This window comes from Helicobacter sp. TUL, from assembly GCF_002287135.1.
Lineage (GTDB): Bacteria > Campylobacterota > Campylobacteria > Campylobacterales > Helicobacteraceae > Helicobacter_F.
In genome coordinates, this window is sequence record NZ_NESU01000001.1 from 140860 (window position 1) to 162225 (window position 21366).

A 21366-nucleotide genomic window follows, 5' to 3' on the forward strand; every position below is an offset into this window, starting at 1 on the left:
ATATCGTATAATGTCGCAATCTTTATCAAAAAAGGATTTTGTTATGTTCCAAGGACTCAAATCCCAAGTTAAATCTTATGCAAAACGCATGATATATTCATATCGCCAAGCACAATCATTAAAATATTTCTTTGATAAAACCACTCAATATATGGCTATCCACAAAACTTTAAAACCATTGCCTTTGGAGCACAAAGAAGCTGTATTGGATTATTGGAGCAAATTTATAAATATGGGGGGGGGTAATACACAAAGGCTTAAACTCACTCTGGACTGGCACACAATCATCTATAATGTTAATCAATCGCATCCATTAGATGTCCGTTATTTAGATAATCCATTTTACTATCTCAACATACTTCCATACTTTAATCCTCAAAATTATGCCTCAACTTTTGCCGACAAAAACTATTACGACACGCTTTTCCCACATCACCACAAACCAAAAAGCATTATAAAAAATATCCGAGGCAATTTCTATCAACCACACAATAATAATCCTAATGTGCTTATCCCAATAGACAAAAATTCTGCTATACAGCTTATGAAATCTTATGAAAAGGTAGTAGTAAAACCTACTGAATCTGATACAACAGGATCAGGTAAAAATGTGCAAATTCTTTATACTCAACAAGATGAAGCACTGATCACACAAACCTTACAAGACTACAAGAATGATTATATTGTGCAAGAGTTTATACAACAACATTCCTATCTTAGCAATCTCAATGAAAGTTCAGTTAATACCTTTAGAATTATGACTCTTCTATACAAGGGTAAGATTCATACACTCCCCAGTAGTCTTCTTGTGGGAGATACACGTCCGACATCTAATGGCGGATTTTTTCGAATTGGCATTGATCAATCTGGTAATTTACGGAACTTTATTATCAGGGGCAAGGGAGAAGCAATATCATCCCTGCCTAATGTTAAAGGGGATTTTGATGTACAAATTCCACACTTTTCGGATGTCATAGATATGGCTAAGTCTATGCATATGTGTATTCCACATATTGGACTTGTTGGTTGGGATTTTAGTCTTGATAAAGTTGGTAATCCCATTTTTATAGAACTTAATCCCATGTATCCTGGGTCTGAAATTATAGAGCTTTGTAATACTCCATTATTTGGTGATTTGAGCGATGAAATTTTTGCAGAAGTCACTAAAAAAGATCAAATTTTGAAAACTGTGTTATAATTCTCTAGACAGAATGTCGGAGTTAAAAAACTTGGAATTGTATCATTGCATTAAGGAATTTAAATATGATAAAGTCTTATAAATCTCAAACAACAAGTGGTAATCATGCTTCAATACAGGAATACAACAATTCTAACTTTCATGAGGATTTACAAAAACAAGATTCTAAGAATACATTACTACCCTCTAATCATTACGTTCAAACTCTTAAACCATATATTCCCACTTCACATAAAGTTTGGGAACAGCCACATAAAGAAAAGATTTTAAAACTTGATTGGAATGAATCCACGCTACCACCATCACCTTTAGTTACACAAGCCTTACAAGAGTATCTAAACACAGGTGTCTTGCAGTGGTATCCTGACACAAAAAATACAGAACTCTACACACTTCTCGCCCAATATGTCGGTGTCGATTCAGACCAAATCGAGGTCTTTGGTGGTTCAGATTGTGCACATGAATATATCCTTCAGGTCTTTTTAGATACGAATACAAAGGTTCTAATAGTCTCCCCTACATATGATAATTTCCGAGCTAGAGCGCAAGGCATTGGAATTAACACATATTTTTTCCCTCTCTCATCAGATTTTAGTTTAAACTTTGAAGCCTTAAATGAAGCTATCATAAACTATACTCCACAGATGGTCTATGTTTGCAATCCAAACAATCCTACAGGCACGGCCTATTGTAGCACTCAATTACAAAACCTAATCCAAGCCCATCCTTACACGATATTTCTTATTGACGAAGCATACTATGAATTTTGTGGCCAAACTTTGTCCCATCTCACAACCACGTATAAAAACCTTATTATTACAAGAACATTTTCTAAAGCATTTGGTTTAGCAAGTTTTCGTGTTGGCTATTGCATAAGTCATGCGCAAAATATAGCTTTGATTAACAAATTACGCAATCCCAAAAGTCTCTCTGCATTTGCACAAATAGCAGCTACATATGCCCTTAAAGACGAACAATACATGTGGGCATATGTAGAAGAAATAAAAAACGCTAGAGAGTGGTTTAATACACAACTTGATGATCTCGATATTAAAACTTACCCTTCATCGGCAAATTTTATACTCATTTCTCACATAGAGGATCTCTACAGGCTTTTGGAGCAACATCAAATCTTTATACGAGACTATCGTCATATTATTCCTAATCACTTTCGAATCACTATTGGCACACGCACTCAAATGGAAAAAGTCATTGAAGTATTAAGGGGGGGGGGGCAATAACAAAACCATCTATGTAATATTTCTACTATTTATCCACGCATCAAACTTCCCATTTTGTACTATTTTTACCTCCAAAATCTTATTAGTGTTATGTCTGCTTTATTTATATCACACACATTCTACAACTTCCATACCCAGTCACATATTTAGAAACCCATACTAAGGAGATTTTATGCAATTCACTAAAGAACAGAGAATTATTGCAGAACAAATTAAAACATTAAAACATGCTGCTGGTAGTCATAGTCCAAGTATCTTAACACTTACACAGCAAATACCAAACCTGAATATCGATATTGATGCATGTTTTTTATCCAATCCATATGCTACAGATCTTTTTATGGATTACATGAAGCACGATCTAATTAGTACACAATCAATCAGAAATGTATTGGAGTTTTACCCATCACAAAATGGTGTAATTGCTGAAATCTTAGCACAACGCTTAGGCATTGATAAAGAATGTTTATTTATAGGAAATGGGGCTATAGAAGTTATCCAAGCGATTTTACATAATTTTGTGCAACACAAAATCATAGTCAACATCCCTACATTTTCGTCCTACTATGAATTTAGCAATGCCAAAACCGAAGTGGTATTCTACCAATTAGAAAAAGATAAAAACTTTATGCTAGATGTATCATCCTATATTGAATTCGTAAGGACTCAAAAACCACAAAGTGTCGTTATTATCAATCCTAATAATCCAAATGGTGGCTACATACCTTATGAAGATCTCCGAACAATTATTGCAAATCTACCAGAAGTAGAGAACATTATTATTGATGAAAGTTTTCTACACTTTGCCTTTGAAGATGATGAGTATAAGTTCATTTCATACAAGACACTTTTTTCAGAATTTCCTAATGTAATTTTAATAAAAAGCATGTCAAAAGATTTTGGTATAGCTGGTATTCGTGCAGGATATGGGGTTATGGCGAAAGACAAGGTTTCCAAGCTTCTAAATAATGGCTACTTATGGAACTCAAATGGACTTAGTGAATATTTCTTCAGACTCTACGCACAAGACATATTTACAAACAAATACGAAAGTGTTAGAAAGCTCTATATTCAGCAAACACAAGATTTTTTTATGCGTCTTTCTGAAATCCCTCAACTTAAGATTTATCCAAGCAAAGCAAATTTTGCTCTCATAGAAATCTTAGATTGGAAAGAAGATTTAGACTTTGTAATGACGATGCTTATCAAATATGGAATCTATATACGCACATGTAGTGATAAAGTGGGACTTGATGAATCATTTATACGTCTAGCTTCAAGAAGCAAAAGCGAAAATGATCAAATCATACAGGCGCTAACTGATGTTTTTTCGCTTGCTTAAATAGAAAAAATTATCATATCTTCGCTATACTAATCCGCAGAGAGTATCTTTAACTACTTATCTAAGTATCATAGGAAATAAAAATGCAAAAAATATTAGCTATTTTTGATTTTTGTGAGACACTAGTTTCTATTCAAAGTCTTTTGCCATATTTAGAAATGGTTGGTAAGGAAAATCCTCACTACAATGGGAGAATATTACGCTTGCAGCAAAGAATATTACCACGCCTTCACAGATACACAAAAATTCCTTTATTTGATTTCAAAGCTCCTCGCTATCCTCAATTAAAAGGAATGGATATATTGCACGCTCGAGAGCTAGCAAAAGAATATGTGCAAAAAGAGCTTATATATAAAACCAACGAAAAGGTGTTGGAACGATTACGATTTCATCAAGAAAATGGGCATACTATCATCATAGTTTCCGGAGGGCTAGAAATATACATCACAGAATTTGCCAAGCTTTTTGGCATAGAAAATGTGGTAGCGATTAGCCTACAAGAACAAAATGGAATTTTAAATGGTGAAATAGATGGGATTCATACCATGGAGTATCGCAAGCTTTATAAGCTTACACAAATGTTTGATATGAGTATGTTTGACCTCCAAAATTCCTATGCATACAGCGACTGCCCTAGTGATATACCATTGCTTTCTTTTGTAGGAAATGGTGTAGCTATAGAATGCGGAAAAGATATACAATGGGCAAAGATCATGGGATATAAGATTTTATAATAAGTTTTTCCACTACAAAAATATCGAACCTAAGGTTTTTGCCGAAGAACTTTTGGGAGAGAGTGTGCAGATTCCACAAACTCAAGACTTAGATTCACAAAAGATTGAAAATGGTAATTTTCATACATTGTTGCAAAACTTCAAAGTGCCTGATGATTATAAGTTTCATTGTTTTGGAGATGAAATATTTGTGCAAGTAGATACGGATAGATTTATAAATCACACAAGAACAATTTTTGATGCTCAGTGGCAGAAAATGCCTTTCACATACTTATACCCACTTTATACACCAAAAATTGACAAGCCAAAAAATTTTCTACTTTTAAAAGAAATAGCTCGGAAACTTTGTGGAGATTTTGCAATGATGCGTGTAGACACATACTGCATAAATCATAAAGTTTATATTGGTGAGTTGACTTTTACGCCAGAGGGTGGGACTGGTAAATTTACTCCAAATGAATGGGATGCAAAGTTAGGAAGTTTGTGGCATATGAAAAACTGATTTGTGAATTACTTTAGACAATAGCTATGTGCTAGAGCAGCAACTTTACATTGGAGAACTTACAATGACACCAAGTGGTGGTTGTTTGCCTATTAGACCATATAAGTATGATGCAATTTTGGGAAATTTTTGGAGCGGTATTTGATAACACATCAGAATCTGAATTTAACAAATATTGACAAATAAATATCATGTTATAGCCCCGAGTTAGTTTTTCATATGCCACAAACTTCCTAACTTTGCATCCCATTCATTTGGAATACATCGCTCTGTGCCTCCACCATGGGTCAATGTAATTTCACCAACAATAATTTTTTGCGGTTTGTAAAAAGGTCTATAATATAAATCAATACGCACATAATCAAATGCCTTAGACAATATGAAAGATATATTTTCTAGATATTCCAAATCATTAGGCTTTGGTGGAATAGGGCGATTTGTATTGTCATATAAAAAACCAAAAGGAGCAAGTTTCCATTCTTTATTCAAAATGGTACGCTTATGGTTTGTGAATCTATTAGCGGTGAGTTGGACATAATACTCTCGCAATCCCTGAAAACAATGAAACTTATAATCATCAGGCACTTTGAAGTTTTGTAACGATGTATGAAAATTACCATTTTCAATCTTTTGTGAATCTAAGTCTTGAGTTTGTGGAATCTGCACACTCTCTCCCAAAAGTTCTTCGGCAAAAACCTTAGGTTCGATATTTTTGTAATGCCACTCTCTAAAAAGAGTATAGAAATTTGTGTTAAGGTGCTTGGTGAGTTTTTCCATAGCTTCCCTAAATGCCTTAGAATCTCTCAAAAATGCTTCTTTATTCGGAACAATAACTACCCCACCTCCATCATGGTTCGTCTTAAGCACAAAAGAATTAGGCAATTCATCAAAGTTAATATCTTCTACACTTTTATAAATGCCATAGAGCTTTGGTAAAAATGGGCAAACATTGGTATCAAAAAGAAGCTGTGTAAGAGTATCGATGGGTGCAAATAATGGCGAAGAAGATTTAGGATCCAAAAATGTCGGAGAATCTGCAAGAGTCTGAAATTTTTCTTTAAGCTCCTTAGATTGATTAGCTTTAGACATGCACGCTGCTTCACTCTCCAAATCAAGATTTGCAAGTTTTGCGGCAATATAAATTCTTGCCTTAAGTTTATCAGCAAGTGCAGTATAAAGAGGATTTCTATCATAGAGGATTCTGTGCACAATTTTTTCGTTAAATGTTTGTGGATTCTTAAAATCTGGTGTATAGCCAAAGATTTTTTTATGTCTGCGTATGAAATATGCTTCATCATCAAGCTTGGATTCTATATAGGCATTATACTTTTTACGCATAGGCAAAATATAGTGTTTATATATAGGATTTTCACGCACAAAAGACTTAAATGACATTATGTCTCCTTAATTTATTCTACAAGATTCTTTGTATTATCGCACATATTTACTAAAGCCTGACTTACACACTCATTTCATATAATTTCTTGCGCTCACTAGAACTTGCGATATTGAGTTGTTGTCTATATTTAGTGATCGTTCGGCGCACCATTTTGATACCAAACTTCTCTTCAACACTTTTTAGAATCTTCACATCACTTAAAGGTTTTTTCTTATTTTCATTTTTGACAAGATCAAGGATAAAATCTTTAATCGAAGCATTGGAAGTTTCTCCATCTACGGCCGCAGTAAAAAAACTCTTGATAGGGAAGATTCCCCGATCGCATTCTAAGTATTTGTTGGCGATAGCGCGAGAGATTGTGCTAGGTGCATAGCCCAAATCTTGGGCAATATCTTTAAGCTTCATTGGGCGTATTTCTCCACCCATAAAAAAATCATATTGATTTTCGCGCAACGCCAAAGCGATTTTTAAAATCGTAGCCTTGCGCATATCTAGCGCATCGACAAGATCTTTTGCTTCTTTAAGTTTATCGCGGATAAAACTTTGGGCTTGTTTTTGCGCATCGCTTTGGGATTTTGTCTGCTTGCTTGATGTGTCTTGATGTTCGATAATGATTTTAGGATAATACATATCATTCACACGCACTTCAAGCTCATAAGTATGTTGCAATGAATCTTCCTTTAGGCGCTCAAAAATAAAAATATCTGGTATCACCTCTGGAATCTTCACACCAAAATCACAAGTTGGTGGATTTCTAAAACGTTTTATAGTGCGCATTACCTCATCATAATATGGATTGTTTTTATGTATTGCGTGGTTTTGGAGATTGTTAATAATCTCTAATCCCAAAGTAAAGGCTTCATCATTTAAATCACTCTCTTGCAGCTGAAAATGCAAAGATTCTCTCATATCTTTTGCACCCACACCACAAGGCTCAAGATACACAAATCGCCCTCGCACACGCTCAAATTCCTCCACGCTCACGCCCACTTCCTCTGCAAGTTCTGCCACATCACAATCCAAATATCCTTCATCATTGATATTTTCAATGATACTATAAGCGATGTTTTGAGAAGTTTGACTTGGGAAAAGGCGTGGTGTTATTTGTGTAAGCAAACTCTCATATAAATCCTGCGTGGTAGTGCTTAGAGATTCTATCTTGTCTGTAATAGAGTTTTTTTGCGATTGGGATTTAGAGGTAGCCTTAGATTTTTGTGGCAGGGATTGTGTGCGTTGGCTTTGAATCTGCACATAAGGATTTTCTTGGGCAAACTCTTGCACAATTTCTTCTATACTATCAGCTCCACTTTGTAAGATAGGTAGCCAATTTTTTAGCGTTGCCGAGAGCTTTGGTTTTATAGCGACATTGGTGCGTAATCTCCCTCCTAAACCCGATCTTGCACTCATGCTTTAAAATTCTCTCCCAAATAATATTTACGCACAAGGGCATTTTGATAAATCTCTTGTGCATTACCGCTCGCCAAAAGTGCGCCACTTTTGATAACATAACTTCTATGACAAACCGATAGCGTCTCACGCACATTATGATCTGTGATAAGCACACCTATATCAAGCTCAATAAGCTTTAAAATAATATTTTGGATATCTACCACTGCTTTGGGATCCACTCCAGCAAATGGCTCATCAAGCAAGACAAATTTAGGATTTTTTACCAATGCTCTTGCGATTTCTACACGCCGACGCTCCCCACCGCTCAAGCTCACACCCTTTCTTGCGCGGATTGGCTCGATGTTAAATTCTTCTAGCATTTTTTCTATGCGAATCTTGCGCTCTTTGACACTTTTTATACTCGCCTCTGCCGCCAAAAGAAGATTTTCCTCTACACTTAAATCTTTAAAAATACTTGATTCTTGCGGAAGATAGCCAATACCCATATTAGATCGCGCGTGCAATGGAAGCTTTGTGATATCAGATCCATTTAAATACACTGCCCCAGAGGTTGGGTGCAAAAGTCCGCATATCATATAAAAAGTCGTGGTTTTTCCAGCACCATTTGGTCCCAAAAGTCCCACAACTTCCTTACTATTGACTTCCAAAGAAACATCATTAACAATTTTTGTTTTTTTGATTTGCTTACTAAGATTGTGTGCTTGTAATGTATTCATCGCTGATTATATACTCCCTTTCTCCAGAATCTAAAGGCACAATATCCACACGCACAATTGCAAAACCACATTTTTGCAAAAGATCTTTGATACCCGTATCAGCCCATTCGATAAAATGTATACCCTCACGCTCAAAAAGTTCAATAAATCCAAGTTCTAAGAGGTGATTATATTCTTTTTGATAAAAATCATAATGAAATACATCATCATAATCTTGTGAAAGACTAAAGGTGGGCGAAGTCACATCATCTCTGCCACCCCTAAAACGCACAAAATTTCTCACAAGTGTCGTCTTGCCACTCCCCAAATCACCATTAAGCAAAAAAAAGACTCGCTTGTGTCCTTTTGTGCGTGAATCTAAATAGCCACAAAGTGGCTCCAAACCTTCCTCTCCTAGTGTAAATGTCATCATTCCTCCTTGTGCGTGATATTTAGGATTTAAAATAATCTTTAATCCCCAAATGCTCCTCCAAGCTTGCTACAATCTCTTTATTGTGCTCTATAAACTCTCTATCTTGAGCTTTTTGGCTGTTTGGAGTGCTTTGGCTTGTAGGCATATCTTGATTTCCTTGCGTGTCTGTATGCATCACAATATCTTGATTTACCTCATTTTCTTGTGCCTTAGTAGCTTGTGGTTGTGTGAGTTGTAGTTGTGATTTTTGCACGCTAATTTTAGTATGTGCACCAAAAACTTGCGCTACAAATGCCTTTATAATCTCAAAATGTCGCGTAAGTCTCTCTTTATCCTCACCCTCCGCACTTGAATGCCAAGTAAGCGTGTCATTTTCAAAACTCACAAATTTCACACACCGCGCAAAACACTCACCTAACTCATAATTTCTGTCATATAGCTTTTGTGTAAGGATTTCAAAAGGGCTTTGAATCTTTGGAATAGGTGCTTGTGTGGGATTTTGTGCTAGATTCTGTGTGGATTGGCTCTGTAGTTGATTTTGTATCGGTTGGCTTGGCAAAACATTTGCTGTAGTATGTGTAGCATTTGGAGTTGAAGCACCAAAAATTTGATGTTCCAAATCCACAATCATCGCATCAATTTCTTTTATTTTTAGGGCTTCTTGCATTTTGAGCAAAGTTAGCAAAAGCACAAAACTTCCATCGGTATTGTGTGCAAGCAAGATTTTAGAATCTGTTAGGATTCTAAAAAATCTATCCAAAAGCAAGGGCGGATAGGCTTTATCATTTGCCAAAAGCTTGTCTTTAAGGAAAAGTATCATTTCATCTATGATCATCTCACTTTCGTATTCTTGCAATACCTCTATACTTGCTTGAATGTCGCTAAGGTTGTTTGCCAAAAGATTGCCAAAAAGCTCACTAAAAATCTGTGGATCAACGATGCCTAACATATCCGTAACGCCACTTGTATCAATATCATTTTTACAAAAAATAATCGCTTGATCAAGAAGTGTTAATGTATCTCGCAAACTTCCAGATCCACTACGCGCGATAATTTCTAATGCTTGTGTGTCATATCGCACTTGTTCTTTATCCAAAATATGGGCAATATGCTCCACCACAAGCCGTTGTGGGATTTGTTTAAACCTAAAATGCTGTGTCCTGCTTAAAATCGTGGGTGGGAGTTTGAGCGGATCTGTCGTAGCCAAAATAAATTTTACATATTCAGGTGGTTCTTCAAGCGTTTTTAATAATGCGTTAAATGCCTCGCGTGTAAGCATATGCACTTCATCAATGATAAAAATCTTGTATCGTCCAAATGCTGGGCGATATTTAGTCTGCTCGATAAGATCACGAATATCATCAATCTTGCGACTAGAAGCCGCGTCCATTTCAATAATATCCAAATGCCTACCCTCTAATGCAGCCTTGCAATTTTGACATTCACCGCAGGGCTTTGAAGTAGGTCCTTTATCGCATTGCAAAGAGCGCGAAAAGATTCTAGCTGAACTCGTTTTCCCACTGCCACGCAAACCACTAAAAAGATAGGCGTGTGAGATATGTTTAGAATCTAGCGCAAGAGAAAGCGTTTGAGAAACCGCGTGCTGTCCTATGAGATCCTCAAAGGTAGTGGGGCGATATTTCAAAGCAAGAGCTAATGACATTGCGATTCCTTTTGTTTCTTATTTATGTGATTTATGTGTATCTTCATAGGAAAATGTGGGGAGATTTAGCTTATAACCAATCGCAAACAAGCGCAAAAGTGTGCCAAATACAAGCGTGATAAGCACTGCAAGCAATGAATCTACTCCAACACCCACCACAAGCACATAATATAAAGTCGCTGCAATCATACTCACCCCAGCATATAATTCTTTTTGAAACACAAGCGGAATGCGATTGCAAAAAATATCGCGCAAAATTCCGCCAAAAATCCCTGTAATACACGCTGCACTCACAGCGATAATAAAACCATGACCATTTTTCATCGCTACTTGCGCACCAATAATGCTAAATACCACCAATCCCAACGCATCAAGGCTTAAAAAAACTTTTTCAAATCGCACAAGCTTTTTGGGAATAAGTGTCGTAAGAATCGCACTTACACAGATAATAATCACATATGATGGATTCTCTACCCATGTAAGCGGATAAGTCCCAAGTAATACATCGCGGATAGAACCTCCACCAATAGCAGTAACAAGTGCGATAAACATCACGCCAAAAAGATCCATTTTATGCCTACCTGCCGCCAAAGCACCCGTTATTGCCTCAACAATAATCCCAACAACAAAGAGTATATGCAATAATGTAGTATCGCTGATAGGATAGGACATTTTTTCGTGCCTTTTGGTTGTAAATCTATGGCGAGGATTATAATGTATTTTCTCTTACAAGATATTAAAGGAATTACTTTTGCTTCTAGATTCTATATTTATGTCGTGCAAGACACAACAAACAACAAAGGATTGCCTATGATGAGGTCTCTTTATACCGCTACCACAGGTATGCTAGGACAGCAATTACAAATCGATACAACTTCTAATAATATCGCCAATGTCAATACCATAGGCTTTAAAAAACAACGCGCAGAATTTGCGGATTTGTTTTATCAAGTGCTCCAATATGCTGGGACTTCCACAAGTGAAACAACCATTTCTCCTACAGGTATAGAAGTGGGCATTGGTGTGCGTCCTATTTCGGTGCAAAAGATGTTTTCTCAAGGACACCCAAAAGAAACAGAAAACAACCTAGATATAGCAATCACAGGTAATGGGTTTTTTCAAATCCAACTCCCTGATGGCAATATCGCCTATACACGCGCTGGAAGCTTCAAGCTTGATAGCGAAGGCAATATCGTAACGCCTGAAGGCTATCAACTCATTCCAAACATTACAATCCCCGAAAATACCACACAAATCAACATAGGCACAGATGGCACGGTGAGTGTGCTAGAAGGCAATCAAACAGAAGTCAATGTATTAGGACAAATTGAGATTGTAAATTTTGTCAATCCTGCTGGATTACACGCGCTTGGTGATAATTTGCTTATCAATACCAATGCCTCAGGAGAACCTATCGCAGGCGTGCCGGGCATAGATGGCTTTGGACAACTACGACAAGGCTTTATAGAATTGAGTAATGTCAAACTTGTAGAGGAAATGACAGATCTTATCACAGGTCAAAGAGCTTATGAGGCAAATTCTAAGACAATCCAAACAGCAGATGCTATGCTACAAACCGTCAATGGATTAAAACGCTAAGCGTAGCACAAAACCTTATAAGTAATTGATACTTACATAAACTCCACACAATCAAAGATTCTAGCTTTTGATTGTGTCCATACAACACCCTATCCTCACAAAACCTAAAAACCACATACGCTATGAATGTATGTGGCGTGTAAGGCATAATGCCTTATGTATTTTGATATATCTTTGCTTCTATATTGATGTAAAAATCTGCAATCGCTCCATAAGCTTTGCCCCACGCTTCTATAACCTCATCACTAGCCGCATCTTGTAAGACTTCTTTGATAGCAATAAGTAGGCATTCTCCAACCAATGGATAATGCTCTGGCAATACATGCAATCCCACATGTATCTTACCAATCGACTCTACAGAGGGACGAATCTTTTCAAGATTATCAATATTCTTTGCGGCATTCAAGATAGCCATTGCCAAGGCTTTTGGTTGTTGTCCGCTTTTTTGTTTCTCCATATCAAACATACCCTTTACTTCCGGATAACGACTAAAAAGCTCCCTATAAATACCTTGGTGATATCTTCTCCATATTCTTTCAAGAGTGGCACTGTGCTTTTTACAATTTCTTTTGTATGAGTTTCTAACATAAAATTCCTTTCCTAACTTAAAATTTCGCAGAATTCTATGAGACAAAAATAAACCAAAAAATAATATTTGCTTGATAAATAGATGACAATGTTATAGCTTATCCAACGCGATACTAAATGGCGCTTTATCAAACACAGCGATATGAAATAGTGAATCAAAAATTTTAATATCAAGCAAAAATCCCTCGACTTTTACCTCGCATTTTTTGGTATCCATTTGCGTTGCAACCGCCTTAAAAAGCACTTCGTGTCCTAATTCAATAGGGGAGAGAAACTTCACATCTGCAGCAATCATAATGCTATGACGCTTATTAATGGCTGCCATTGCCGCATATGAAGCGGCATTAAATATATATCCTGCGTGTATAAGGCTATTGTGTGCTTCTTTATCCATTACCATATACTCTTCTGGCACAAACTGCACATTTGCCACTCCCCTTGTAAGCAATACGATCTCGCCACAAGTATGTAGCTTCGTGCAGATATTAAGCGTATCGTTTTCTAAGGGGAGTTGGTCTTCTTGCTCATCCATACAAAGCTCCTTATGTTTTTATCAATCTAAAATATCCACGCAATGGTGGCGGATAACCCTCGATTGTTAGCCCACTCTGAGAATCTAAAAAATCCTCCAAACTTAGAGTATCAATCCAAGGAGTTTTGCGCTGTTCTTGTGTGGTGGTTTGTTGCATACCAAGTATTTCAAAGCTTCCAAACCCCGCACGCTCACACCAACCCTTTAATGCCTCTAAGCTTGGGATAAAATATACATTACTCATTTTAGCATAGGATTTCTTAGGGCATAGGCATAATTCTTTATCAGATTCTATCAAGAGGCAATCCAAAAACAGCTCCCCGCCTCTTTTTAGTCCAAAACTTAGATTTTTAAGTGTCGCGATAGGATCGCTACGATGATACAACACACCAAGACACATAATGCAATCAAACTTTTGCTCATACGCAATACTAAAATCACGCAAATCCTCAATCCCCAAAGGATAAAAGTGTATGTCTGTTTTGGCAAGGTGATTAAGAAAATTAAATTGTGCAGCATACACAGCGCTTGGATCAAAACCATAGAGTGCCTTAGGTTTAAAGCGCAACATCTCAAACAAATAATACCCATTATTGCAGCCCATATCAAGCACTTCTTTATCGGTAAGATTCAGATATGGCGCAAGGAGATTAAATTTCATAAAACTTTGCCACTCCGTATCGATAAAAAGCGTATCAATCCGAAATGGTCCCTTACGCCATGGCTTGAGTGCTAGGGCAGTTTGTGTCAGAATCTCACGCTCTTTTGGTGTAAGCATTGCATTGGGTGTGAGCGTAACACCATGGCTTGGTATATCTGTAGGTGGTAACTCGAGGCTAAAAGACACATCAAGACTTGTGAGATTTGCTAAGGCTTTGGCAAAGTTAGAAGAATCTTTGCGCGTAAAAAAGTGTTGGCATTTTTGCTCTAAGGCATATGCTAAATCTTGTTTTACGCTCATAGTATGCCATCAAAAAGTGTTGGTTGGTGTGTTTGCTCGTGTGTGCGCAAAATCTCAAGAAGCTTGGCATCATCAATCCCTAAAATCAGCATAAAATTATAATGTTTATGACGGATAGCAAGGGAAAGCTCGGCAGTATTTTTATACACAAGAAATTCCTTGGTGCTATCTTTAGATTCAGGGATATCAAACTCGCTAGATTCTGGGATTGCATACAAACGCTTACCCCACTTAGCATATGTATCAAAATAATGCATAAAATCTTGAAAATATGCTCTATCCATTTGGGCTATGACAACTTTTTGGGTTTGTCCAAATTCACGCAAACGCCCCTTGTGATCGATGAAATTTGGCTTTAAAACATCAAGGCTTTCAAATTTGGCTAAATTATATTCTATGCCATAGGTTTGACAAAAAGCGCACACAACACTTAGCGTATCTACAAAAAGATATGGAAGCTGCAAAAGATATTCTCTCCCCTCACAGAGCAAACGCACATCAAAAAGTGTGTAAGCAAGAAGCTCAAAAGGTGGGTTTAGTGGTTTTAGCAATGTAATAAGATTACTAGAGAGAAGTAAAACATCTTGATTATTTGTGATGATATAGCGGATTTTTGGGTGCAAAGATTCTAGGAGGGTTTGGAAATCTCCTTGTGTCATATATACAGATTTATCGGTGATAATCTTTTGACTTAGCGCATATTCGATGGCATTCATACTAACCATTTGGATATTCCAAGTAAGCATTTTATAATAAATGAGATTTTTTATCGCTTCATGGATATTTAGCACTTCAATCCATGCTATTTCTTGCCATAATGGCTCACTCCACCGCTCATCTTCTCGCACATTCACATCTTGGGCATACATGATACCATATGCCCCTTGTGCGATAGCTTGAGGAATATCGTGAGGATTTAATGCGACAAAAAGCCACCCACGCTCAATATTTTCTACCTTAGTGCTTATATTTTCAAACGCACTAATGCTTGGCGTATTTTGCATGAATCCTCTTGCTATACTCACTACTTCTGAAAGTCGCATACCCTACCCTTTTGTTAATACAAAATTTTTTGTTTTACTCTATACAAAATATATACCTTTTGTTAGTATTTACGCACTCTTACACGACAAATAAAACCATAATTTCGGATTCTAAGAGATTTTCTCAAACCACATTTTATTTTTTTATATCATTTTTGCTACAATAGCAGACTTTAAAGTTAGCAAAGGCAACAAAAAATTATGAACAAATCCCATAGTGCGTTTAATGAATTAGAGCAAAAAATCCAATACCATTTCAAAGATCAAAAACTCCTTGCTCAAGCCCTCACACATCGCAGTTACAAAAAACAAACCCATAATGAACGATTAGAATTTTTGGGCGATGCAGTGCTTGATTTAGTTGTGGGAGAGTATTTGTTTAAAAAATTCCCCAATCTTAGCGAGGGTGATCTCTCTAAACTCCGCGCCTGTATTGTCAATGAACAAGGCTTTAACAAACTTGCCCTAGCCCTTGATTTAGGCAAATATATTTTTATCTCATCAAGTGAAGAGCACAACAATGGACGATCTAAGCCCTCGATTCTTTCTAATACTTTTGAGGCACTCATAGGCGCAGTGTATTTAGAATCTGGCATACAAGAAGCATCGCGTATCACACACGCACTTTTAGAATCTAACTACCATACAATCGATTTTGGACTTTCAAGTGACTTTAAAACCTCTCTCCAAGAACTCACACAAGCGCGATTTTCTCAAATCCCACGCTATGAGCTTATCACAGAAAGCGGTCCTGATCACCAAAAATCTTTTACAATGGCGGTATTTATTAATGACAAAGAATATGCTCGTTGCACAGGGAATTCCAAAAAAAATGCGCAACAAAAATGCGCCCAAATTGCCTATGAAATTTTACAAAAAGAGTGTGTATGAATACATTTGGTAATAGACTACGCATTAGCACATTTGGAGAATCTCACGGCAGAGGCATAGGGTGTGTGATAGATGGAATCCCTGCAGGATTAGCAATTGATGAAGCATTTATGCGAGAAGAAATGTGTTTGCGACAAGGTGGGAGGACGCTCTATGCCACGCAACGCAAAGAACCAGATGAAATAGAAATCTTAAGCGGTGTGTTTGAGGGCAAAAGCACAGGTGCGCCTATTGCGCTTTTTATCCCAAACCTTGCCAATAAAAGCAAGGATTATGACAATATTAAAGATATTTTTCGTCCAGCCCACGCGGATTTTACATATTTCCATAAGTATGGCATACGCGATTATAGAGGTGGTGGCAGAAGTTCGGCTCGTGAAAGTGCAGCTAGAGTGGCTAGTGGCGCAATTGCAAAACTTCTACTCAAAGAATTTGGCATTGTGGTAGGCGGTGGCATTATCGGTATTGGTGGCATAGAATCTATGCGCACAGACTTTAGTCTGCTAGAATGCCAAAAGGCGTTAGATTCTGAAATTTTTGCCCTAGATACAACACTAGAATCTTCACAAAAACAAGCCATCTTAGAAGCCAAAAACGCACACGATAGTGTAGGTGGTGTGGCACTTATCAAAGCATTTGGTGTGCCTGTAGGATTAGGAGAACCACTGTATGATAAGCTAGATTCACACATAGGCGCACAAATGCTTGGCTTAAATGGCGTCAAAGCTGTAGAAATCGGCGAAGGGTGCAATGCTTCCAAACTCAAAGGCTCACAAAATAATGATTGTATGGATAATAAAGGCTTTATAAGTAATCATAGCGGTGGCATACTTGGTGGCATAAGCAATGGTGAAGAGATCATCATAAAAGTGCATTTTAAACCCACCCCAAGTATTTTTATCCCTCAAGATACACAAGATATATATGGTAATGTCGTGCGATCTCAAATCAAAGGACGCCACGATCCTTGTATCGCGGTGCGTGGGAGTATAGTCGCACAAGCACAACTTGCTATAATCCTTGCTGATATGCTCCTTGCCAACGCCACTAGCACAATGGCAAATTTACACAAACTCTATACTAGAATCTAAAAGGAATATTAATGGCACGAAAAATCGTTACGCGTTTTGCACCTTCTCCAACAGGCTATTTACACATAGGGGGCTTACGCACAGCACTTTTTAATTATCTCTATGCCAAAAGATATAATGGCGAATTTTTACTCCGTATCGAAGATACAGATATGGCGCGCAATTCCCAACAAGCAACACAAGCAATTATCCAATCATTTGAGTGGGTGGGATTAAGCCACGATAGAGAGATTTTTTACCAAAGCAAACGCTTTGATATATACGCAAAATATATTCAAAAACTCCTAGATGAGGACAAAGCGTATTATTGCTATATGAGCAAAGAGGAGTTAGACGCCAAGCGAGAAGAAGCACAAGCGCAAGGCAAGGTATGGAAATATGATAATCGCTATCGTGATTTTAAAGGCACACCACCAGAGGGAATTACACCTGTAGTGCGGATTAAAGCACCATTGGAGGGCACAATAGAATTTCATGATGGCGTAAAGGGTGTCATAAGTGTGCATGCCAAAGAGCTTGATGACTTTGTTATCGCTAGAGCCGATGGCACTCCTACATATAATTTTGTGGTGGCAATTGATGATGCACTTATGGGGGTTAGTGATGTTATACGCGGTGATGATCACATAAGCAACACGCCTAAGCAAATTATTGTATATCAGGCTTTGGGCTTTGAGATTCCAAAGTTTTTTCATGTGCCTATGATTTTAAGCCCAGAGGGGAAAAAACTTAGCAAACGCGATGGTGCTATGGGGGTTATGGATTATCAAAAAATGGGCTATCTCCCAGAAGCGTTGCTCAATTTTCTTGTGCGACTTGGGTGGAGCTATGGCGATGAAGAGATTTTTTCACTCTCAAGGCTTTTAGAAATCTTTGATCCCTACACACTAAATACCGCCCCTTCAAGCTATAATCAAGAAAAACTCTTATGGCTTAATCAACACTACATCAAGCAAACGCCAAATGCCAAACTTGTAGAACTCCTAAAAGATTTTGGTGTGCAAAGTTTGGAAACATATGAGGGTATCAATGCAACACCACAAGCCCTAGATTCACTTTTTGGGGAACTCAAAGATCGAAGTAAAACACTAGTAGAATTTGCCACCCAATACAATGAAATCCTCCAAGCACCTACTACCTATGATCCTAAATTGCTAAAAAAATTAGATTCACAAGGCAAAGAGATTATGCAAAAACTCTGTGCTTTTCTCCCTACGCTTTGTGCAGATAGTCCCAGCGATATAGAATCTGCCTTGCATACTTTTGGCGATACGCACCAACTCAAAATTGGGCAGATTATGCCACTTTTGCGATTAGGTATTTTGGGCAAAGGTGGTGGTATCGCTATGGGAGTGGCGATTTTTGTCTTAGGGGTGCAAGAATGCACAAAGCGTTTGCACGCCTTATTAGATTCACATCAGTAGGTGTCTGTATGGATAAGACTATCAAAATTCAAAAAACCCAAGCACTTTTACAAGAGGTGCTAACCACAGCGCTTAGCGAATTACATGATCCCTTGCTCCACTCATTAAGTGTTACCAAGGTGCTTTGCTCCAAAGGCAAATATCACGCAAAAGTTTTTATAGAATCTAGTGGATTGGACAAAGATCAACAAAATAAGATTCTTACGCACCTCAACAGAGCAAAATCTATCTTGCGTGAATATGTCCTAAGTGCGACAGGTTGGTTTAAATGCCCTGATTTTAGCTTTGTATTTGATGATGAACTCAATACAAGCAAAAGCCTTGATGCACTCTTTGAACAAATCAAAAACCAAAGGAGTGGTAATGATTGAATCTTCCCTAGAAGCCCAAATTGCTAAACTTGCACAATCTATGGGTTTTGTGCTATATGATATTGCGTGGGTTAAAGAAAATGAGCAAAATATCTTGCGCGTTTCACTCACCAAGCCCTATGATGATTCCAAAGCCTTGCGTCCACATATCACACTTGATGAATGCGCACTTTTTAGCACTGCACTCTCTCCACTTCTTGATGTTGCCCTTAAACAATCTCAAGCCTATCATTTAGAAGTTAGCTCACCGGGATTAGAGCGCACACTCAAAAAACCACAACATTTCGCCCTAAGTATAGGCGAGGAAGTATGCGTAACCCTCAAAGACAAGAGTGTGATTGAAGGGATTTTATGTGCGTGTGATGAAGAAAGTATCAGCTTAGAAAACGCACCAAATATTCCCCTTGCTGAAATCAAAAAAGTCAAAACTCTTTTTAGATTCAATGCTTGATACTCTATTGCTACAATGCGCTATCAACAAAGCGTGGGAATACCAAACCCTAGCATTACCAAACCCTAGCGTGGGTGCATTGCTGTATGCGCCACAATACGGAATCATAAGCCTCCAAGCACATCAAAAAGCAGGAGCGCCGCACGCAGAAGTTTTGGCTTTTGCCTATGGCGCACGCAAGCTTTTTGCACACCAAGGAAAACTAGACCTCATTACACATTTAGATTCACTTCTTAGCCTACCATTGACACAACAAAGTGAGGCGCTCCATACATTCCTTATCCAAAATGCGCAAGGCTTGTTTCAAGACTGCACGCTATATGTAACCCTAGAGCCTTGCACACATTTTGGCAAAACACCACCTTGTGTCGAACTTACCAAGGCTATGCGTCCAAAACGCGTTGTTATAGGCACTAGCGATCCACATACACAAGCAAGTGGTGGCACAAAAACCCTGCAACAAGCCGGTATAGAAGTCGTGCGCGGAATCTGTGAAGAAGCAGCACAAGCCTTGCTATATCCTTTTGTATGTTGGCAACATAATGGATATTTTAGGCTTTTTAAACTTGCTATGCGTATAAATGGCGATTACACAAGCGGACAAATTTCACAAAAAGCCACGCAAATTTTTACACATAACCAACGCTCTGTAAGTGATACAATTATTGTCTCTGGAGAAACCTTTCGCACTGATATGCCGCGTCTAGATTCACGCTTTGCTACACCGCCATATGATTCCACACATACGCCAAATGTCGAGATTCTAACGCGATCTACACTTACACCAACAATTAATCCACATTTTACTTCACGCCCTGCAAAAATCTGCCATAGTCCAGATTCACTAGACACACACAAAGGTTTTTGTATCATTGAGGGTGGTTTTGGGCTACTAGCTACCCTGCAACAAGATATAGATATGGTGCTTTTACATATCGCGCCAAATTTCTATCCAAATGCCTTACCACACGCTTCATCAAATGCAACACACGATACATTATATACTTTACATCTTTTACACACTACTTCACACACAGGGGATATTAGTCTATGGTTCAAAAACCCTTAGCCATTTATCAATTTAGTGATGGATATTGTTACAACACCGATAGTCTTATCCTTGCGCATTTCGCCAAAGACTTTCTCAAGCCTCATAATCGAGTCCTAGACATTGGTGCAGGAAGTGGTATCATCGGACTTTTGTGTGCGCGAGAAATGCCACTTAACTTAGAAATGGTTGAGCTAGATTCAAAAACTTGCGCACTCGCACAAATCAACGCACGCAACACAGATTTTGCCAAAGAAGCCATTATCCACAACAAAAACATTTTTGATTTCCAAGCCCAAGGACTCTTTGATGTCATTATCTCAAATCCGCCATTTTATAATGCCAATATCATAAAAAGCCCAAATGCACGAAAAAATATTGCGCGCGTGCAAGATTCTATGCCACTTGATAAACTCACCAAATATATCAAGCGTTTGCTAAAACCAAGAGGAAATTTACTTATGTGTTATGACGCGCGTGAATCTTATAATTTCTTATTTGCCCTAAGGAATGCAGGATTTTTTTTACAAAATATGCAGTTTGTCTATCCTTTAAGTCATAAATCTGCTACACTTTTACTTATTCAAGCAAAAATTGATTACAAAGGTGATGTGAATGTCTTGCCACCACTTTTTACACATAATTCCCCAAATCAGCAAGACAACACCAAAGAATTACAAGCCATCTATCAATGGGCAAAAACCTTTAGTATCAAAGTGCATAGTCACGATGTTTGCATATAAAATCAAA

The 21366-nt window shown here is 37.7% G+C and carries 22 protein-coding genes and 1 pseudogene; 13 read left to right on the top strand and 10 right to left on the bottom strand.

Translation table 11 applies throughout. The features are described 5' to 3' along the window. The first annotated feature begins 43 nt into the window (after positions 1 to 43). The 5 genes from B9T66_RS00700 (at position 44) to B9T66_RS00720 (ending at position 5017) form a co-directional block, all read left to right on the top strand. A complete protein-coding gene (locus B9T66_RS00700; RefSeq protein ID WP_180763293.1) occupies positions 44 to 1198 on the top strand; it encodes a sugar-transfer associated ATP-grasp domain-containing protein in 1155 nt (384 codons plus the stop codon). A 65-nt stretch (positions 1199 to 1263) separates the two neighbouring features. Beyond that, positions 1264 to 2439: a histidinol-phosphate transaminase gene (gene hisC / locus B9T66_RS00705; protein ID WP_095627071.1), complete on the top strand. Its 1176-nt coding sequence runs from the start codon at positions 1264 to 1266 to the stop codon at positions 2437 to 2439. Between the two features lie 172 nt (positions 2440 to 2611). Next, complete coding sequence (locus B9T66_RS00710) at positions 2612 to 3781, top strand: pyridoxal phosphate-dependent aminotransferase (protein ID WP_095627072.1); 1170 nt, start codon at positions 2612 to 2614, stop codon at positions 3779 to 3781. A gap of 83 nt (positions 3782 to 3864) precedes the next feature. Next, the gene (locus B9T66_RS00715; protein WP_095627073.1) at positions 3865 to 4515 is read left to right on the top strand and encodes an HAD-IB family hydrolase; all 651 of its coding nucleotides are present in this window, start codon (positions 3865 to 3867) and stop codon (positions 4513 to 4515) included. Between the two features lie 64 nt (positions 4516 to 4579). Next, the gene (locus B9T66_RS00720; protein WP_257874554.1) at positions 4580 to 5017 is read left to right on the top strand and encodes an ATP-grasp fold amidoligase family protein; all 438 of its coding nucleotides are present in this window, start codon (positions 4580 to 4582) and stop codon (positions 5015 to 5017) included. Between the two features lie 207 nt (positions 5018 to 5224). Here the strand turns inward: B9T66_RS00720 and B9T66_RS09075 are convergent, their stop codons facing one another. From B9T66_RS09075 to B9T66_RS00755, 6 genes are all read right to left on the bottom strand, one after another. Next, positions 5225 to 6412 (bottom strand): ATP-grasp fold amidoligase family protein, encoded by a 1188-nt coding sequence (locus tag B9T66_RS09075; RefSeq protein ID WP_257874555.1) that lies wholly within the window; start codon positions 6410 to 6412, stop codon positions 5225 to 5227. Positions 6413 to 6476: 64 nt separating this feature from the next. After that, positions 6477 to 7823, bottom strand: a complete 1347-nt coding sequence (locus tag B9T66_RS00735; RefSeq protein ID WP_095627075.1) for an RNA polymerase factor sigma-54 — start codon at positions 7821 to 7823, stop codon at positions 6477 to 6479. Further along, on the bottom strand, positions 7820 to 8542 hold the full coding sequence (gene lptB / locus B9T66_RS00740; protein ID WP_095627076.1) for an LPS export ABC transporter ATP-binding protein: 723 nt from the start codon (positions 8540 to 8542) through the stop codon (positions 7820 to 7822). The genes B9T66_RS00735 and lptB overlap by 4 nt, the downstream gene beginning before the upstream one ends. Next, positions 8514 to 8951: a tRNA (adenosine(37)-N6)-threonylcarbamoyltransferase complex ATPase subunit type 1 TsaE gene (tsaE, locus tag B9T66_RS00745; protein WP_180763295.1), complete on the bottom strand. Its 438-nt coding sequence runs from the start codon at positions 8949 to 8951 to the stop codon at positions 8514 to 8516. The genes lptB and tsaE overlap by 29 nt, the downstream gene beginning before the upstream one ends. A gap of 22 nt (positions 8952 to 8973) precedes the next feature. Next, positions 8974 to 10617, bottom strand: a complete 1644-nt coding sequence (locus B9T66_RS00750; protein WP_095627078.1) for a DNA polymerase III subunit gamma/tau — start codon at positions 10615 to 10617, stop codon at positions 8974 to 8976. A gap of 18 nt (positions 10618 to 10635) precedes the next feature. Beyond that, positions 10636 to 11289 (bottom strand): trimeric intracellular cation channel family protein, encoded by a 654-nt coding sequence (locus B9T66_RS00755; RefSeq protein WP_095627079.1) that lies wholly within the window; start codon positions 11287 to 11289, stop codon positions 10636 to 10638. Between the two features lie 138 nt (positions 11290 to 11427). Here B9T66_RS00755 and flgG point away from each other — a divergent pair, with 138 nt between their 5' ends. After that, entirely contained in the window at positions 11428 to 12216 is a 789-nt protein-coding gene (gene flgG / locus B9T66_RS00760) for a flagellar basal-body rod protein FlgG (protein ID WP_095627139.1), read from the top strand. 154 nt (positions 12217 to 12370) lie between these two features. Here flgG and B9T66_RS00765 read toward each other — a convergent pair. The 4 genes and pseudogenes from B9T66_RS00765 to B9T66_RS00780 form a co-directional block, all read right to left on the bottom strand. Next, positions 12371 to 12804: pseudogene (locus tag B9T66_RS00765) on the bottom strand (globin domain-containing protein). 91 nt (positions 12805 to 12895) lie between these two features. Then, positions 12896 to 13336 (bottom strand): thioesterase, encoded by a 441-nt coding sequence (locus tag B9T66_RS00770; RefSeq protein WP_095627080.1) that lies wholly within the window; start codon positions 13334 to 13336, stop codon positions 12896 to 12898. A gap of 10 nt (positions 13337 to 13346) precedes the next feature. Continuing rightward, entirely contained in the window at positions 13347 to 14297 is a 951-nt protein-coding gene (gene cmoB / locus B9T66_RS00775) for a tRNA 5-methoxyuridine(34)/uridine 5-oxyacetic acid(34) synthase CmoB (RefSeq protein WP_095627081.1), read from the bottom strand. Next, positions 14294 to 15340 carry a hypothetical protein gene (locus B9T66_RS00780; RefSeq protein WP_095627082.1) on the bottom strand — a complete coding sequence of 349 codons (1047 nt, stop codon included), beginning with the start codon at positions 15338 to 15340 and terminating at the stop codon, positions 14294 to 14296. Before B9T66_RS00780 ends, cmoB begins: the two co-directional genes overlap by 4 nt. A 201-nt stretch (positions 15341 to 15541) precedes the next feature. Between B9T66_RS00780 and rnc the strand changes: the two genes are divergently transcribed. From rnc to B9T66_RS00815, 7 genes are read left to right on the top strand one after another with little or no spacing between them, the layout of a single operon-like run. Next, positions 15542 to 16231, top strand: coding sequence for a ribonuclease III (gene rnc, locus B9T66_RS00785; RefSeq protein ID WP_095627083.1), 690 nt, complete (start codon positions 15542 to 15544; stop codon positions 16229 to 16231). Continuing rightward, positions 16228 to 17322, top strand: coding sequence for a chorismate synthase (aroC, locus tag B9T66_RS00790; RefSeq protein ID WP_095627084.1), 1095 nt, complete (start codon positions 16228 to 16230; stop codon positions 17320 to 17322). The genes rnc and aroC overlap by 4 nt, the downstream gene beginning before the upstream one ends. Before the next feature lie 11 nt (positions 17323 to 17333). Beyond that, a complete protein-coding gene (gltX, locus tag B9T66_RS00795) occupies positions 17334 to 18746 on the top strand; it encodes a glutamate--tRNA ligase (RefSeq protein ID WP_095627085.1) in 1413 nt (470 codons plus the stop codon). Next, positions 18704 to 19117 carry a 30S ribosome-binding factor RbfA gene (gene rbfA, locus B9T66_RS00800; RefSeq protein ID WP_257874556.1) on the top strand — a complete coding sequence of 138 codons (414 nt, stop codon included), beginning with the start codon at positions 18704 to 18706 and terminating at the stop codon, positions 19115 to 19117. The genes gltX and rbfA overlap by 43 nt, the downstream gene beginning before the upstream one ends. After that, complete coding sequence (gene rimP, locus B9T66_RS00805; protein WP_095627087.1) at positions 19110 to 19568, top strand: ribosome maturation factor RimP; 459 nt, start codon at positions 19110 to 19112, stop codon at positions 19566 to 19568. The genes rbfA and rimP overlap by 8 nt, the downstream gene beginning before the upstream one ends. Next, entirely contained in the window at positions 19522 to 20637 is a 1116-nt protein-coding gene (gene ribD / locus B9T66_RS00810) for a bifunctional diaminohydroxyphosphoribosylaminopyrimidine deaminase/5-amino-6-(5-phosphoribosylamino)uracil reductase RibD (protein ID WP_143429078.1), read from the top strand. The genes rimP and ribD overlap by 47 nt, the downstream gene beginning before the upstream one ends. Then, positions 20619 to 21359 carry a tRNA1(Val) (adenine(37)-N6)-methyltransferase gene (locus B9T66_RS00815; protein WP_095627089.1) on the top strand — a complete coding sequence of 247 codons (741 nt, stop codon included), beginning with the start codon at positions 20619 to 20621 and terminating at the stop codon, positions 21357 to 21359. Before ribD ends, B9T66_RS00815 begins: the two co-directional genes overlap by 19 nt. Positions 21360 to 21366: the final 7 nt, after the last annotated feature.

Coding starts and splice junctions, on each gene's coding strand:
- B9T66_RS00700 (WP_180763293.1), top strand. CDS start 44: ATGTTCCAAGGACTCAAATCCCAAGTTAAATCTTATGCAAAACGCATG.
- hisC (WP_095627071.1), top strand. CDS start 1,264: ATGATAAAGTCTTATAAATCTCAAACAACAAGTGGTAATCATGCTTCA.
- B9T66_RS00710 (WP_095627072.1), top strand. CDS start 2,612: ATGCAATTCACTAAAGAACAGAGAATTATTGCAGAACAAATTAAAACA.
- B9T66_RS00715 (WP_095627073.1), top strand. CDS start 3,865: ATGCAAAAAATATTAGCTATTTTTGATTTTTGTGAGACACTAGTTTCT.
- B9T66_RS09075 (WP_257874555.1), bottom strand. CDS start 6,412: ATGTCATTTAAGTCTTTTGTGCGTGAAAATCCTATATATAAACACTAT.
- B9T66_RS00735 (WP_095627075.1), bottom strand. CDS start 7,823: ATGAGTGCAAGATCGGGTTTAGGAGGGAGATTACGCACCAATGTCGCT.
- lptB (WP_095627076.1), bottom strand. CDS start 8,542: ATGAATACATTACAAGCACACAATCTTAGTAAGCAAATCAAAAAAACA.
- tsaE (WP_180763295.1), bottom strand. CDS start 8,951: ATGACATTTACACTAGGAGAGGAAGGTTTGGAGCCACTTTGTGGCTAT.
- B9T66_RS00750 (WP_095627078.1), bottom strand. CDS start 10,617: ATGTCATTAGCTCTTGCTTTGAAATATCGCCCCACTACCTTTGAGGAT.
- B9T66_RS00755 (WP_095627079.1), bottom strand. CDS start 11,289: ATGTCCTATCCTATCAGCGATACTACATTATTGCATATACTCTTTGTT.
- flgG (WP_095627139.1), top strand. CDS start 11,428: ATGATGAGGTCTCTTTATACCGCTACCACAGGTATGCTAGGACAGCAA.
- B9T66_RS00770 (WP_095627080.1), bottom strand. CDS start 13,336: ATGGATGAGCAAGAAGACCAACTCCCCTTAGAAAACGATACGCTTAAT.
- cmoB (WP_095627081.1), bottom strand. CDS start 14,297: ATGAGCGTAAAACAAGATTTAGCATATGCCTTAGAGCAAAAATGCCAA.
- B9T66_RS00780 (WP_095627082.1), bottom strand. CDS start 15,340: ATGCGACTTTCAGAAGTAGTGAGTATAGCAAGAGGATTCATGCAAAAT.
- rnc (WP_095627083.1), top strand. CDS start 15,542: ATGAACAAATCCCATAGTGCGTTTAATGAATTAGAGCAAAAAATCCAA.
- aroC (WP_095627084.1), top strand. CDS start 16,228: ATGAATACATTTGGTAATAGACTACGCATTAGCACATTTGGAGAATCT.
- gltX (WP_095627085.1), top strand. CDS start 17,334: ATGGCACGAAAAATCGTTACGCGTTTTGCACCTTCTCCAACAGGCTAT.
- rbfA (WP_257874556.1), top strand. CDS start 18,704: ATGCACAAAGCGTTTGCACGCCTTATTAGATTCACATCAGTAGGTGTC.
- rimP (WP_095627087.1), top strand. CDS start 19,110: ATGATTGAATCTTCCCTAGAAGCCCAAATTGCTAAACTTGCACAATCT.
- B9T66_RS00815 (WP_095627089.1), top strand. CDS start 20,619: ATGGTTCAAAAACCCTTAGCCATTTATCAATTTAGTGATGGATATTGT.